The sequence below is a fragment of the Paraburkholderia silvatlantica genome (assembly GCF_003096715.1).
GTDB classification, from domain to species: domain Bacteria; phylum Pseudomonadota; class Gammaproteobacteria; order Burkholderiales; family Burkholderiaceae; genus Paraburkholderia; species Paraburkholderia silvatlantica.
In genome coordinates this window covers 75,167-89,766 of sequence record NZ_QEOL01000030.1, presented here as the reverse complement: position 1 = coordinate 89,766, position 14,600 = coordinate 75,167, and the positions used below count along the sequence as shown (strand labels likewise).

The window sequence follows — 14,600 nt, the reverse complement described above, 5'->3', positions numbered from 1 at the left end:
AATGTTGGCGGCAACGCGATACGTTGATCGGAAAGTAGACTACAAAACTCGGGAAACGCTTGTCAAGCGATCAAAAACTTCGATCGGTGGCGAGCCATCGCTTGCGCTGAGTGAAATGCAGTAATTCCGAAATTTTGTGTTGACAGTGCTTTTTGGTCGCTCAATCCTCTGTCCTCATCACGACCGACTCGTCAACAGCGACGAATGTGAAGGGCAGCAGAGCCCACCCGGCACCCGAAAAGGTGCCGGGTGGGCTCTTTTTTTTGGCCAGACCTTGCCAGGGTTAGCGTCTTCGCCATCCCTGGTCTCACTGGTAAAGAACGTCATGTCATCTCCGCAATCCTTGGGCGCTGGTAACGAGACGGCGCTCGATCACGTGCTCGGCGAAGAGTACGAACACGCACCCGTACCACCTGCGGCGCGACGTAGTGTGGTATCGGTCGCGACGGTATGGATCAGCTTTCCAATGATCCTGACGAGTGCGATGACCGGTTCCATCCTTGTCGCGGGCATGGGCTTCGGCCGCGGGCTCACCGCGATGCTCGTCGGCAACCTGCTGATGTTCGCTTATGTCTGCCTGCTCGGCGGTCTGGGCGCGAAGCACGGCCTCAACTTTGCGCTGCTTGCGAGCCGCGTATTCGGGCGCAAAGGGTACGCACTGGCCTCGGGCCTGCTGTCAAGCCTGCTGCTTGGATGGTACGCGGTGCAGACCGGTATCACCGGTATTCTCATCCATTCGTCATCGGGTGCCAACTATCTGGTGATGACGTTTGTCGCGGGCGTGCTCTATCTCGCAGTGACGTTCATTGGCATACGGGGTCTCCACTGGCTCGGCATGATCTCGGTGCCACTCTTTCTCGCCCTCGGGACCTGGGTCGCCGTCGATGCCGCTGGCCATGCGGGCTGGAGCACCGTGCTCGCATACGGCGGCACGAACCCGGCGTCGTCGACGGCATTCGGCGTCGGACTGACCATCGTCATCAGCCTTTTCGTCGATGCGGGCACCGTTTCTGCCGACTTCAACCGCTGGGCGAAGAACGGCCGCGATTCGTTGATCGCGACGTTCACGGCATTTCCGTTCGCGAACTGCTATGCGATGCTGATGGGCGGCATCATGACTGCGGCCATTGCGTTGCCCAGTCCGCAGCCGTTCGCCATGGACAATATGTTCGGCTACATGCTCCAGCAGCATCGGACGTGGCTGAGTGCGATTGCCGTCATCTTTCTGTTCTGCAGCCTTGGCTCGGTCTGCGCGCACTGTCTTTACAACTCTGCCGTCGGCTGGTCACGGATTGCCGGCATCAAGATGCGCACGGCCGCGGTCATCCTGGCCGTCGTCGGCATCGCCGTAGCCGCAGCCAATGTCTGGGCGTTGTTCATCCCGTGGCTTTCTCTGCTCGGGATCATCGTTCCGCCGATCGGCTCGATCGTCATTGTCGACCTGTACCTGGCACGGCCAGGTGCCGAAATAGACCGGGACTGGCGCGCACAGGCGTTCGCCGCGTGGGCTATCGGATCGGTGACAGCCTATCTCGTCGAAAAGCAATTTCCCGAGATTTCGACAGCCATATCGGCCTTCGTCGTCAGCGCGATCGCGTACGGGTTGATTGCCAGGCTGTTGAAGAACGCGAGCACGTCTGCCAATCGCGCATGACGCGCCAGCAGTGCTCCGAGGGCGGGTGGGCCCGTGCCTGTGCCCACATATCCAAACCAATGTCTCTTCATCGAGGTCGATTCAATATGTCCGACTACAAAGTCTATTCACTCGGCGACGTCATGCTCCAAAGTGGCATGCGCATTCCCGACGCCAAGCTTGCCTACAAGACGTATGGCACGCTCAACAGCGCCAAAGACAACGTGATCGTCTACCCGACGTGGTATTCGGGACAGCATTACGAAAATGAGTGGCTGATTGGAGAGGACAAGGCGGTCGATCCTCGCAAGTACTTCATCATCGTGCCGAACATGTTCTGCAACGGGCTTTCGTCGTCTCCCAGCAATACGCCCGCTCCGTACGGCAGGGCACGCTTCCCGCACGTGAGCGCGTACGACAATGTTCGCATGCAGCATCGGCTCCTGGCAGAAGTATTCGGCATCGAAAAGATCGCGCTCGTGACGGGCTGGTCGATGGGCGCATTGCAGACGTTTCATTGGGGTGCGATGTATCCGGAGATGGTCGAGCGAATCCTGCCGTTCCAGGGATCCGCAAAATGCTCCCGGCACAACTTTGTGTTCCTCGAAGGCGTCAAGGCGGCACTGACCGCCGATGCCGCCTTCCTCGACGGGTGGTACGACGTGCAGCCGGAAAAGGGCCTGTGTGCGGCCGCGCGTGTTTATGCGGGATGGGGTCTTTCGCAGACGTTCTACCGGGAGAAGCTCGATCTTGAAAAGCTTGGCTATGCGTCGCTCGAGGACTTTCTGGTCGGCTTCTGGGAGGGCTGGCTGCTGGCGAAAGACGCCAACAACCTGCTCGGCATGCTCTGGACCTGGCAATACGGAGACATCAGCAACAACGAAATCTACACGGGTGACTTCGTCAAGGCACTTTCGTCGATTCGTGCGAAGGCGATTGTCATGCCTTGCAAGACCGACCTCTACTTCCCGCCCGAGGACAGCGCGTTCGAGGTCGCGCATATGCCTAACGCGGAGCTGCGCGTCGTCGATTCAATCTGGGGACACTTCGCGGGCGGCCCTGGTACGAGCCCAGTCGATATCGCCGTGCTTGACAAGGCGTTACGTGAGCTGCTCGCGAGCTGACCGGTAGCGCCGGGCTGGAACCGCATCGTCGAAAGACCGTCGAGGCGGTGCACGGCGATCAGTGCGGATCAACCGGCGCGTTTTCAGGCGCCCTCTTTTCCGTACATAATTAGCACTACTAAATTGTTTAATGGTCCGATCAAGGATCGGTCAGCGATGTCCAACATGAAGAAACCCCTGACGGCGGCCGCGCTTGCGGGCGCTTGCGTTTCCCTCGCCCATGCGCAAAGCAGCGCCACTTTGTACGGCGAGCTTGACGAAAGCCTTCAGTTCACTAACAGCGAAGGAAGCCATGGGCATACCGGTTCTGTCTTGGGGCTCGCGGACGGCGCGAACAACACGATGGTCTGGGGCATCAAGGGCAAGGAGGACCTTGGCGGTGGCCTGAGTGCCGTTTTCACGCTGGAAAGCCAGTTCGAGCTCAGCAACGGTGCGAACCCGTTCGGCAGCGACTTGTTCGGGCGGCAGTTTATGGGTCGGCCTCTCCGATAACCGCTGGGGATGTTGACCTTCGGCAAGCAGTACAGGCCTCTGACCACGATTCGGTCGATTTGCTTTCATAAACGCGGGGGGGGTTATAAGGCTACCTAAATTCCCCTTGGTTTCGGAATAAGCCGGTCATCCCGTAAATACCTGCCTGAACCGCCTCGCCCCGCTTCACATCGTCGGCATGCAGGTACATCAAATGTGCTGCAACGCAAACACTCATCGTGATCCGGGATCTATACGGCTACTATCGACGCCATTGTTCTGACCTCCAAGTGGCGTCTGCACGCATGTCCGAAACGCCCTCGAAAGCTTTCTGTCTGATTTGCCGTTTATGCGTGTCGGATACTTTTAACCAGGTAGAAGCGCACGGGCCGCACGTCGCGCGTTCTCGCGCCAGGAAAACCGGAAACTTCCGCGACACCCTTCATAAAAACCGTCGAAATCCTAACCCATCCCTGAGCGGCTCCGATCCCCGCCGCACATCCACTGCGTCAACCGTGCCGATCCCGCACAAAGCTCGCAAGCGCATTCCCTCCTTCAAGCAAATGCCGTGCAAGAATCGCGCACCCGCCCTCGACATCACGCGCATGGCAGCAGGCGAGCAAAGCGCGGTGCTCACTGTCCGACTTTGCCGAATAGCCCAACTGGCTCATCAGCAGGCGCAGATAGCGGTCGATCGTCGTGTTGAAAGAAGTCAGCAGCGATTTGGTGCGCTGCCGCTCCACGCCGGAATAGAGCTTCAGATGGAACTGCAGATTCAACGCGCCGGTATGCACTGGCGAGGGATGGGCCTCGATCTGGGCCTGCAGCATTTCGGCTTCGTGCAAAGCGGTATCGGTCAGATTCGGCATCGAAAGCCGCAACAGGGTGGGCTCGATCTGTGCCCGCAACTCGTAGATCTCGACGATGTCATCCGGTGAAAGCGCTGCAACCACCGCGCCCTTGCGCGGCTGGAAGTCAACAAGTCCCTCAGCCTCCAACTGACGGAGCGCCTCGCGAACGGGCATGCGGCTCAGATCAAGCTTCGCCGCCAGTTCGTCCTGGCGCAGTGGCATGCCGTCGGGGAAGCTGCCGCTCAGGATGCGTTCCCGAATGACGAGCGCAGCATACTCAGTGGCCGTCCGGTAGCCTCGTTGCTCCGTCGGGTGAAGTTCCGAGACACGGGGTGGTTCTTGCATGGCAATGTCGGATCCAGAATCCAGATAGTGCACGAAAGATACACTGGCGCACACCTCGCATCAAGAACGCGGCCCGCGTGATCCCGACCGTGTGGCTGGCTCTCGCGCATCACGCGCGTTCACTCTGTGGCACCGGGAGGATGGCCCGCACGGGCGAAGAGCACCAGCCCGATACTGATGATTCCGATGCCGGAGAATTCGGGGATATGTGGCATGGCGGCGCCGATGAACACCATCTCGCCGAGCAGCGCCAGAGGCACTTCAGCCGCCTGCGTCGCATCGACAGCCATGAGTCCGATTGGGTGCTGATTGAGGTTACGCGCGTAGAGAAACAACGGTGTCGCGATGCAGCCGGACAGCAGCGCGACCAGCGCCGTGCTCACGAGCTGGGAATTTCCGGGCAGGCCGGCGCGGCCGAGCAGCAGAACTGCGCCGAACACGGGAAGCGCTCCCAGCGTCAACAGCAGCACGCAGGCAGCGGGGTCTGCCAGCACCTCGCCCGTGCCGGCATCGGCGTTCGTACGCCTGAACTGCCAGATCATTTGGTTGCCGATCGGATAGGCGAACGCGGCCACCACTACAGGGAGACTGTTGAGCAGGATCTCGCCGGGTGGCGCACCGGCGGACAGACGGGTGACCTGGATCAGACAGACGCCGGACGCGATCAGCAATAAATAGCCGAACCCGCGTCGCGTGACGGGATGCCCGAACGCCCACAGGACCATCGGCGTGGCCAGCATCGTGATCTGCCATGCCGAGGCCACCACCCAGCCGGGGGAATAGCGCGCGGAAAAGCAGATGCCGGTATAGAACACGCCGTACCCGATGCCGCCGGATATCAGGAAAAACAGCGGTCGGGTGGCGAACAGCCGGCCGGTGCGCACCAGGAAAGGCAGCCCTCGCCGCACGGTGATCCACGACGCGAGCACGGGCACCATATAGAAGAAACGCAGCGCGGCAGTCCATTGCCAGCGCCCGCCCACGGTACTGATGAAGCGGTTCAGAAAGAATGTGGACGAGAACAGTGCGGCCGCAAGTACCCCCAGCGCGACGGCCATCAGGATCGGGTTCCCTTCCTTCAGCAAAGCTGCCCTGAGCCGACACACTTCACCGTTGCCCGTTCCTTGTTCCATCGCATTTAACCAAAGGGGTTGTAGAAAGCATTTATTGCCGATAGTCTATCCGAAATAAAATCGATTGGATCCAATCTACATGGATGAACATGGGCTACGCCCTCGATCGCAGGCCCCGTACCACGTGCGAGGTGAAAACATTGAAGAGCCTGAGAGTGGTGGCAGTGTCAGCTCCCGAGTCGCCAAGCGGCAAAAAGAGCGAGCGGGCGCTGAATAGTGAGGATCCGGCCAGCCTGTACAACGCATGCAGGTTGGCCGCGAGTCGGACATCCGACCCATCTTCCGCCTGGTGGCGAAGCAACTGGCGCGGCTCGCGTCGCACACGTCGCGACTGCTGCCTTCTTATGCATGCGGGCAGTGAGATGCCGGCGTTCGAGCGTCTGCTGCACAAGGAGCGGCCGAATCTCGTGCTGATCGGCGCGATGACGATCTGCCTGCGCGGCGCGATCGAGTGCGCGACCGTGGCCAGACAAATACTCGGTGAAGGGGTGCTGATCGTGCTCGGTGGGCGACATGCGAGTGAGACGATCCATCTGGGCGACGCCACGCTGCGTGCGCCGGCTAGCGTGAAGCATCACGCGGCCTCGCCGGCAACACTGATGCAGGCGGGAAAGATTCCCCACGTGTTCGATATCGTGCTGTCGGGCGACGGGGAGTATTTTATCGCCGAGCTGGGAGAGCATGTCGCCCGCGTGCCCGCAAATGTGGCGGGGCACGCGGCCGCGATCATGCGCTCGCTTGGCGATTCGAACCTGAGGGGCGACTGGATCGCGACGGCGCTCCACGACGGACAACTGGAGGTGGTGGTCAGCCGTGGGTTGCCGGTGCTCCATGCCGAACTGCCATCGCCCGTTTCCATGTTCGGCGTCTCGACCTCCTTCGAGATATTCGATGGTCGCCTGACCGCGCATTGCTACAGCGATACCGGACGCGGCTGCATCTACAGCTGCCAGTTCTGTAGCGAAGGCAGTGCGGTCACCGGCGCGCCGACAGATCTTGCGAACAGCGCGGACCGGCTGTATCGGCAACTGCGCGACGTGGTGAACGTGGTGTCCGAGGATCACCCTGGGCGCCGGGCGAGCGGTTTCGTGGAAGATTCGGTGCTGCTCAGCGGAAGCGCGAAGCTGCTGGAGCGGCTCGCCACGCTACTGGAGGGGAAGCCCCTTGATATCCACTGGGGCGCGCAATTGACAATTGATCTGATCTTGGCGAGGAAAGATCTGCTGAGACGGCTGCAAAAAGTTGGGCTACGTTATCTGTTCATTGGCATCGAAACGCTGGATCCAGCCGAGATCGGCGGGATGAGCAAGGACACGCGGCCCGCCACTGAGTGGCTGCGGCGCATTCGCGACACCTTCGAGTTCCTGCGTTCAGCGAACGTGAAATGCGGTTGTGCAGTTCTGTTCGGTCTAGGCGAATCACATGCCAGCCGTTTGCGGCTGCTCGACGAACTGCTGCAACTGCGAGAAGAACAACAGGCACCGCATCCGGTGAGCTTCAACTGGGCCGTGCAGCATCCGCTGCGTGGCTTCGACAACGGTGCCAACTACGAATACCTGGAGTGGCCGACACCGGAAGGGCCGCTGCTCGATCTATTCCAGCATTTCGGTGAGGCTTCGGCGCGCTACCCGATCCCGGCCGCAGGCCAGCCGCGCGAAGCGGAGGTTCGCGCAATCGTTGATCGCATGGTGTGCTTCTCGCAGCCGCCGGTTACACCCGCGCCGATCATTGCCGAGGCGCCAATGTCGGCGGCCCGTTGGGTATGAACGAGAAATCGTCGATGCGCACGGCTACGAGGCTCGTTGCGAACAACACTCTGGAAATCGCGGACGGTATCTCGTTGCCGGTTCCACAGGCTATCCAGGCCACCACGGTGCTCTTCGATTCGCCATCTCGAATGCTACCTATCGCGCGCGACTCGCTCGATTTGACGTCCACGGGACGCCATGCCGGGTTCTACTACGGCGGCGTCGGCACGCCGACCACGCAGGCGCTGGCCGCTAGCCTTTCTGCGCTGGAGGGAGGCGAGTCCTGCGCACTGTTCCCGTCCGGGCAAGCGGCAATCCATGCGGCGACGGCCGTCCTTGCCCAGCCCGGCACCGCGCTGCTGGTGAGCGACAGCGTGACCTACACCACGCGCTGGCTGTTCGATCAGGTGCTGGCGCGACAAGGCGTGCGTGTTCAGTATTTTCATCCGCTGCGGCTCGACGTACTGGCGCGAATGATCAGTGCGCCCGGTGTCGCGGCGGTGTTCATGGAATCGCCAGGTTCGATGTTTTTCGAGGTCCAGGACGTGCGAGCAATCTCTGGCTTGTGCCGCAGCCACGGTGTCGCCAGCATCCTCGACAACACCTGGGCAGGTTCCGTGCTCTTCGACGGCTTCGCGACCGGCGAAGTGGATGTAGTGGTGCTGTCGCTGTCGAAATATCACGGGGCGCCGTGCGGAGTATCGGGCGGTGCGATCATTACGCGCGAGCAGGACCACCACATGAAGTTTCGCAACTTCGGCGCACTGATCGGCGCCACGCTGACTTCGGATGCGGCGTCGCGCATCGCCGCCGGCCTGCCGAACCTGCCTCTGCGAATGCAGCGGATGGCCGATGGTGCCGATCACATCTTGGCCACTATCCTCGGACACTTCGGCACCATCGACATCCTGCGTCCATGCGCGGCGCTGTGCAGTCCGGATTCGCTGTGGCAGCGTGACTTTTCTGGCGCAAACAGCCTCATGACACTGCGACTTGACGGCGTGTGCCTACCGTCGATGCAGGCAGCGATCGAGCGGTTCCGGGTGGTTCGCCACGGTTACGGATGGGGTGGAGACGTCAGCCTGGTCAATCTTGTGCAACCGAATCTGTGGCGCGATTTCCCGTTTGGTGGCCGAGACGATGCATATCTGCGGCTGTACGTCGGCATGGAAGACCCGCTTGACATCGCGGACGACGTGCTCCGCGTTCTATCGAGCGTATTGCAACCGAGGGCATGAATGGAAAATGGCAACAACCTTTATCGTCGATTCGACCTTCGAGCATCACTTTTCCACCCCAGCCGTCGAGGAATCTGTCCTTGGCGGCCATCGCGTGAACCTGCGGCACATCACCGGCCAGGGTGACCTGGAAAGCCTGCCGCTGGAGGAGCCAGTCGAGAACGAGGCAGTCTCAGACGTACTCGATTGCAGGCACTACGCCGCCCAATGCCTGGGCTTGAGGCGACTTCGCCGCCCGACGGTTCGTGACGATGACCGACATGCGCTCAACGGGACACGACACCACCCTGCTGCGCACGCCGATCTTCGAGTAGTCCGCGAGGATGAGGGTTTGCTTCGCATTGCGGCTCATGGCGTCGGCCATTTCCGCTTCCTCCTGAACAAAGCTCGTCGCGCCATGCACCGCATCCACGCCGACCGGTGACAGCAAGGCAATGTCGGCGTGAAAGCGATGCACCTCGGCGATCGCGGCGCCGCCATACGTCGCGCCAACCGACGCATTGAATGCGCCTCCCAGCAGATGCACGGCGTGGCCGCCCGACTTGGCGGCGCGCTCGCCGGCCAGCTCGTTGGCGACGGCCACCGAGTTCGTGACGATGTGCAGACCGCTCAGCGAAGCGAGGGCTTCGGCAAGAATCGCCGTGGTGGTGCCTGCGTCGATGAACAGCGTCTGTCCGCTGCCGATATGCGCCAGCGCACCGCGCGCGAGCGCGCGCTTTTCCTTCACGCGAATGCCCGCTCGCACGCTGAGGGGCAATTCGCTCTCGACGAACATCGCACCGCCATGCACGCGGCGGATTTCGCCCGCCGTGTCGAGCTCGACGAGATCGCGACGAATCGTCTCGCGCGAGACACCGAGCGCCTCCGTCATATGATCGACCGACACGGTCCCGTGCGCCTTCAATAGCGCGCGAATGCGGCGATATCGCTCCTCAACCAGCATCGACTGCCTCCTCCCTCATCGCTTGTCCGGCTCCGCTTGCGCGCTCAAAGGCGGCGCGTGATCTCAAGGATCTGCGCATGCAGTTCCGGCGTGGCCGCAGCGATGATCCGCCCGTCACTGCCCATCCCCACCGTGCGGCCCTGCCAGTCCGTCACGCGGCCGCCCGCGGCCTCCACGACCGGCACGATAGCCAGATAGTCGTAAGGCTGCAAGCCCGCTTCGACGACGGCGTCGACGTAGCCCGCCGCGACCATCGCGTAACTGTAGCAATCGCCGCCGAACCGGCGGCTCGCGGCGGCACGGCACACCGCTTCGAACACCGGCAGTTCGGCGGCATCGAAGATGTCGGGCGACGTGGCATAGACATGCGCCGCCGCGAGGCGCGTACAGCCGCTCGAGCGCAACACCACGCCCTGCCCGTCGCACGCGCCCAGCTTGCCGCCGATCCACCGCTCGCCGGTCACGGGCGCATCGATGATGCCGAGCACCGGCTTGCCGTTGCGCAACAGCGCGAACAGCGTGCCCCAGATCGGCCAGCCCGTCACGAAACTGCGCGTGCCGTCGATCGGATCGATCACCCACACGTATTCCGCGTCAGTCCGCTCGCGCCCGTGCTCCTCGCCGAAGATGCCATGCGCGGGAAAGCGCTGCGCGAGCCGCGCGCGGATATGCGCCTCGATCTCGCGGTCGGCAATGGTCACGGGGCTCTCGTCCGACTTGGTCTCGATGTCGAGCTTCTTGCGGAAATATCTCAGCGAGATCTCGCGTGCCTCGTCGGCGAGCTGAACCGCAAATGCCTCGAATCCGCGCAGCACATCGTCGCTTTCCTGACTCATCTTGAATGCCCTTTTCTGGGGCAGCGCTGACGCTGCCGTGACGTGAACAGTGTCGCAAGCCCCCGCGCCCAAAGCGCGCGAGGCTTGCTTTCGTGGTGTCTCCATCATGGCAGCAGATATTTTTGATTGCTAGACCCAATGCCAATATTCTGCAAATATCCACAAAACCACACAACGCAAACACACGGTTCGACACAGACGGTAACGCGCGCGCCTTGTGACTTTGTGGGGTTCCGACTTTGTGGGGTTCCTTCTTCGGTCGCCTCTCACTCTTTCAGGAAGATCGCAATGCGTATCCGCAAGACACTGACTTCGCTTTTCGCCCTCGGGCTGCTCTCGTGCACGATCTCGAACGCCGCTCACGCCGGGCAGATCACCGTGTACTCCGCGCTGGAAAGCGACGAAATCGCCACGTACCTGGCCGCCGCGAAAAAGGCGCTGCCCGACGTACAGGTCAACGTGCTGCGTCTGTCCACGGGCGACCTCGCCGCGCGCATGATCGCCGAATCCGGCGCGCCGCACGCGGACGCGGTTTGGGGCGAAGCGCTCACCAATCTGCTCGATCCGCGCATCGCGGACCAGCTCGCACCGGTGAGCGGCAAGAACGTGTCGAGCCTGCCGAAGCAGTTCCGCGATCCGGCCGGCAAATGGTTTGCCGCGACCGGCTACATGGCCGCGCTCTGCGTGAACACCGACGCACTTGCCGCGAAGAAGCTGCCCATGCCGACCTCGTGGGAAGACCTCGCCAAGCCGGTCTACAAGGGCAACGTGGTGATGCCGGACCCGGCCTCGTCGGGCACGGGCTATCTGCAAATCGCCGCGATCCTGCAAGGCGCGGGCGAGGACAAGGGCTGGCAGATCCTCAAGGGGGTCGGCGCGAATGTCGCGCAGTTCACGCCGTCGGGCTCGCAACCGTGCAAGCTCGCGCGCACCGGCGAGTACGCCGTGGGCGCATCGTTCGCGTTCGTCGCCATGCAGTCGATCAAGGCCGGCTTCCCGGTGAAGATGGTGATTCCGTCGAAGTATGTTGGTTACGAGCTCGAAGGCTCGGGCATGCTGAAGAGTTCGACGCATCAGGCCGATACCGAGCGCTTCCTCGAATGGGTCGCCTCGCCCGACGCCGCGAAGCTCTATCAGCAATACAAGGAAATCGTCACGACACCGGGCATCAAGCCGACGCCCGAACAGATCGCCGAAGGTCTGCCCGCCGACGTCTCCAAGGTGCTGTACCCGATGGACTTCGCCGCTTCCGCAAAGATGCACGACACCGTACTCAAGCGCTTCAAGACCGACGTGATGCATTAAGCGCAGTCGCGCTTTCCCGTAGTCCGTTTCATGCCCGGCGCAACGCCGGGCAATCTAGCCTGGCCACTCTGGGAAGTCACCATGCATCTCACCGTCTCCGATCTCTTCAAGACATTTGCCGGTCACGTCGCGCTCGAACGCATTCATTTCGACGTGCAGGAGGACGAGTTCGTCTGCCTGCTGGGTCCGAGCGGCTGCGGCAAGACCACCCTGCTGCGCATCATCGCCGGCCTGCTCGACGCCGACGGCGGAAGTGTCACGATGGGTACGCGCTCGCTGCTGGAGATTCCCGCGCGCGAACGCGGCTTCGGCATCGTGTTCCAGTCCTACTCGCTGTTTCCGAACATGACGGTCGCGCAGAACATCGGCTATGGAATGAAGATTCGCGGCGTACCGCGTGCGCAGATCGACGCACGTTGCAAGGAACTACTTGAACTGATTCGCCTGCCGCATCTCGCCGGGCGCTATCCGGGCCAGCTTTCCGGCGGTCAACAGCAACGCGTCGCGATCGCGCGCGCGATCGCCGTCGATCCCTCGCTGCTGCTGCTCGACGAGCCGCTATCCGCGCTCGACGCGCAGGTGCGCGTCGAAATGCGCCGCGAAATTCACGATGTCCAACGCCGCCTGCGCATCCCCACCATCATGGTGACGCACGATCAGGAAGAAGCGCTCACGCTCGCCGACAAGATCATCTGCATGAATCACGGCCGCATCGAGCAGATCGGCTCGCCGCGCGAACTGTACGAGCGCCCGCGCACGCGTTTCGTGGCGAGCTTTATCGGCACCTCGAACCTGCTGCCCGCCTCGTGGGTACGCGATGCGTTCCCCGCCTTGATGGCGCACCATCCGGGCGGCGCCGATGCGGCATTCGAAGCCTGCGTGCGTCCCGAAGATCTCACGGTGTCGCCGGGCGCGCACAGCGAAGGCGCGAGCGCCCGCGTGATCGACTCGACCTTCCTCGGCAGCACCACGCGCATACGCGTGCACTGGTGCGGACGCGAACTGCTCGCCGAACAGCCGCGCGGCCTGCCGATGGAAGCGGGCACGCCGGTCACACTATCCGTGGCCAACGACCGCTGCGCATGGGTGGCGGCATGAGCGCCTCGCTTGCTGCCACGAATCGCCCGCGCATCGAGCGCCCGGGCCGCACGATGGGCGCCGTGCTGCGCGTCGCGATGGTCGCGGTGCCGCTCGCCTGTCTCGCGCTGTTCTTCCTCTATCCGCTTGCGGTTATCGCGTGGCATAGCCTGCTGAATGGCGACGCGAGACTGGGCGTGAGCAACTATGTCGCGCTCTGGCGCACGCCCGGCATGCTGGAGGCGGCATGGCACAGCCTCGTGCTGAGCGCCGCGACGACGCTCGTGAGCATCGTGCTCGGCTTCATGATCGCGTTCACCTTGCAGCGCTCGCGCCTGCCTGCGCCGAACATGATCCGCGCGACGCTGCTGCTCCCGATGCTCGCGCCTTCGCTGATGCAAGGCCTCGGCATGCTGTTCCTGCTCGGACGCAATGGCCTCGTGCACAAGTGGACCGGCTGGGATGTCGAAATCTACGGTTTCTGGGGACTGCTGATCGCCGATGTGATCTACGCGTTGCCGCAGGCGGTGCTCATTATCGGTGCGGCGCTCGCGCAATCGGACGCCCGCTATTACGACGCCGCCGATGTGCTGGGCGCGCGACGCTGGCAGCAATTCTTTGCACTCACGTTGCCGAATGCGCGCTTTGGCCTGCTGTCGGCGGCCTTCGTCGTGTTCACCGTGACGATCACCGACTTCGGCAACGCGGTGGTGATCGGCGGGAACTATCACGTGCTCGCCACGGAGATCTATAACCAGGTGTCCGGGCAAATGAACTTCGGCATGGGCGCCGCGGTCGGCATGGTCTTGCTGCTGCCTTCGCTCGCCTCGGTGTATATCGAGCGCATCGCTTCGCAACGGCAGTTCGGCGGTGCATCGGAAAGCCGTGTGCCGGTGACGCCTCGCGCGAATCGCCTGCGTGACGGGCTGCTCGGCGTCGGCTGCCTGCTCGCGCTGCTGCCGATCGTGGCTTCCGTCGCGACCGTCGTCTTTGCAAGCCTCGTACGCTTGTGGCCGTACCGGCTCGAACTGACTCTCGCCAATTACCGGGGCGAATTGTCGGGCGGATATGGCGCGATCGTCACGTCGCTGGAAATCTCGCTTGCGGCGGCCACACTGGGCGTGCTGTTGCTGTTCTGCCTGAGCTATGGCGCACGCCGCATGCCGGGCGCGGTGTCGCGGCTGATTTACACCGTGGCCGTGCTGCCGGCCGCCGTGCCGGGGATGGTTGTGGGTCTCGCTTATATTCTCGCATTCAATAGCGGTCCGCTGGGGACATGGCTCTATGGCAGCGCCACCGTGATCGTGCTCTGCAACTTCTATCACTATCACACACAGGGCTTTCTCACGATGAGCACGGGCTTGCGTGCGGTGCCGGCTGCGCTCGAGGAAGTCGTGGATTGCCTGGGAGGCGGCCTGCGCCATGCACTCCAGGATGCCGTGCTGCCCTTCGTCGCCGCAACTGCTGTGAGCGTGTTTTTCTTTCTGTTCATGCGCTCGATGGTGACACTGTCCGCTGTCGTCTTTCTCGTTACGCCGGCGCTGAATCTCGCTTCAGTCGCTGTCATGCAGCTCGATGAAAACGGCTTCGTCTCGCAGGCCGCCGCTTACTCCACGTGCATCATGGTCGTGACGTCGCTTGCCCTGATGCTCATGCGCCTTGCCATGAAGCGCGTGATGCTGCGACGCGACGTCGTGCGATGACGATCGCATCTCTATGCGATGTATGACCGTGCATCCAGTTCGCGCGGGTGCACGGCGCAGTCTTACAGACTGATATTGGCAGATCGGCGCCAAATTCCGACACCGCCCAGAATGCGCCGTTCAGAATGCGCCATTCAGATCGATGGTTCGCCGACGTACAGATGTCGTCTACGTTAACTGCAACCGCCCATTC

General features: G+C 62.3%; 12 protein-coding genes. 8 read left to right on the top strand and 4 right to left on the bottom strand.

Features of this window, described 5'->3' with window-relative positions; genetic code table 11:
* Positions 1–145: 145 nt before the first annotated feature.
* The 3 genes from C7411_RS31470 (at position 146) to C7411_RS31460 (ending at position 3,249) form a co-directional block, all read left to right on the top strand.
* Positions 146–1,654 carry a purine-cytosine permease family protein gene (locus tag C7411_RS31470; protein ID WP_243413415.1) on the top strand — a complete coding sequence of 503 codons (1,509 nt, stop codon included), beginning with the start codon at positions 146–148 and terminating at the stop codon, positions 1,652–1,654.
* A gap of 86 nt (positions 1,655–1,740) precedes the next feature.
* Positions 1,741–2,757: an alpha/beta fold hydrolase gene (locus tag C7411_RS31465; RefSeq protein ID WP_110387959.1), complete on the top strand. Its 1,017-nt coding sequence runs from the start codon at positions 1,741–1,743 to the stop codon at positions 2,755–2,757.
* Between the two features lie 156 nt (positions 2,758–2,913).
* On the top strand, positions 2,914–3,249 hold the full coding sequence (locus C7411_RS31460) for a porin (RefSeq protein ID WP_110387958.1): 336 nt from the start codon (positions 2,914–2,916) through the stop codon (positions 3,247–3,249).
* A gap of 488 nt (positions 3,250–3,737) precedes the next feature.
* Here C7411_RS31460 and C7411_RS31455 read toward each other — a convergent pair whose 3' ends face one another.
* Together C7411_RS31455 and C7411_RS31450 are read right to left on the bottom strand one after the other, a co-directional pair.
* Positions 3,738–4,424, bottom strand: coding sequence for a GntR family transcriptional regulator (locus tag C7411_RS31455; RefSeq protein ID WP_110387957.1), 687 nt, complete (start codon positions 4,422–4,424; stop codon positions 3,738–3,740).
* A 119-nt stretch (positions 4,425–4,543) separates the two neighbouring features.
* Positions 4,544–5,557, bottom strand: coding sequence for a multidrug resistance efflux transporter family protein (locus tag C7411_RS31450; RefSeq protein WP_110387956.1), 1,014 nt, complete (start codon positions 5,555–5,557; stop codon positions 4,544–4,546).
* A gap of 89 nt (positions 5,558–5,646) precedes the next feature.
* Between C7411_RS31450 and C7411_RS31445 the strand changes: the two genes are divergently transcribed.
* Entirely contained in the window at positions 5,647–7,323 is a 1,677-nt protein-coding gene (locus tag C7411_RS31445) for a B12-binding domain/radical SAM domain-containing protein (protein WP_110387986.1), read from the top strand.
* A complete protein-coding gene (locus tag C7411_RS31440; protein ID WP_110387955.1) occupies positions 7,320–8,543 on the top strand; it encodes a PLP-dependent transferase in 1,224 nt (407 codons plus the stop codon). The genes C7411_RS31445 and C7411_RS31440 overlap by 4 nt, the downstream gene beginning before the upstream one ends.
* 172 nt (positions 8,544–8,715) lie before the next feature.
* Here the strand turns inward: C7411_RS31440 and C7411_RS31435 are convergent, their stop codons facing one another.
* Positions 8,716–9,486: a DeoR/GlpR family DNA-binding transcription regulator gene (locus C7411_RS31435; RefSeq protein WP_110387954.1), complete on the bottom strand. Its 771-nt coding sequence runs from the start codon at positions 9,484–9,486 to the stop codon at positions 8,716–8,718.
* 44 nt (positions 9,487–9,530) lie between these two features.
* Complete coding sequence (gene hisN / locus C7411_RS31430) at positions 9,531–10,322, bottom strand: histidinol-phosphatase (RefSeq protein ID WP_110387953.1); 792 nt, start codon at positions 10,320–10,322, stop codon at positions 9,531–9,533.
* Between the two features lie 288 nt (positions 10,323–10,610).
* On the opposite strand from hisN, the gene C7411_RS31425 reads away from it, so the two are divergent.
* From C7411_RS31425 to C7411_RS31415, 3 genes are all read left to right on the top strand, one after another.
* On the top strand, positions 10,611–11,627 hold the full coding sequence (locus C7411_RS31425; protein WP_181431398.1) for an ABC transporter substrate-binding protein: 1,017 nt from the start codon (positions 10,611–10,613) through the stop codon (positions 11,625–11,627).
* An 81-nt stretch (positions 11,628–11,708) separates the two neighbouring features.
* Positions 11,709–12,725 (top strand): ABC transporter ATP-binding protein, encoded by a 1,017-nt coding sequence (locus tag C7411_RS31420; protein WP_110387952.1) that lies wholly within the window; start codon positions 11,709–11,711, stop codon positions 12,723–12,725.
* Complete coding sequence (locus tag C7411_RS31415) at positions 12,722–14,407, top strand: ABC transporter permease subunit (protein WP_207786578.1); 1,686 nt, start codon at positions 12,722–12,724, stop codon at positions 14,405–14,407. Before C7411_RS31420 ends, C7411_RS31415 begins: the two co-directional genes overlap by 4 nt.
* Positions 14,408–14,600 lie beyond the last annotated feature (193 nt).

Coding starts and splice junctions, on each gene's coding strand:
- C7411_RS31465 (WP_110387959.1), top strand. CDS start 1,741: ATGTCCGACTACAAAGTCTATTCACTCGGCGACGTCATGCTCCAAAGT.
- C7411_RS31460 (WP_110387958.1), top strand. CDS start 2,914: ATGTCCAACATGAAGAAACCCCTGACGGCGGCCGCGCTTGCGGGCGCT.
- C7411_RS31455 (WP_110387957.1), bottom strand. CDS start 4,424: ATGCAAGAACCACCCCGTGTCTCGGAACTTCACCCGACGGAGCAACGA.
- C7411_RS31450 (WP_110387956.1), bottom strand. CDS start 5,557: ATGGAACAAGGAACGGGCAACGGTGAAGTGTGTCGGCTCAGGGCAGCT.
- C7411_RS31445 (WP_110387986.1), top strand. CDS start 5,647: ATGGGCTACGCCCTCGATCGCAGGCCCCGTACCACGTGCGAGGTGAAA.
- C7411_RS31440 (WP_110387955.1), top strand. CDS start 7,320: ATGAACGAGAAATCGTCGATGCGCACGGCTACGAGGCTCGTTGCGAAC.
- C7411_RS31435 (WP_110387954.1), bottom strand. CDS start 9,486: ATGCTGGTTGAGGAGCGATATCGCCGCATTCGCGCGCTATTGAAGGCG.
- hisN (WP_110387953.1), bottom strand. CDS start 10,322: ATGAGTCAGGAAAGCGACGATGTGCTGCGCGGATTCGAGGCATTTGCG.
- C7411_RS31425 (WP_181431398.1), top strand. CDS start 10,611: ATGCGTATCCGCAAGACACTGACTTCGCTTTTCGCCCTCGGGCTGCTC.
- C7411_RS31420 (WP_110387952.1), top strand. CDS start 11,709: ATGCATCTCACCGTCTCCGATCTCTTCAAGACATTTGCCGGTCACGTC.
- C7411_RS31415 (WP_207786578.1), top strand. CDS start 12,722: ATGAGCGCCTCGCTTGCTGCCACGAATCGCCCGCGCATCGAGCGCCCG.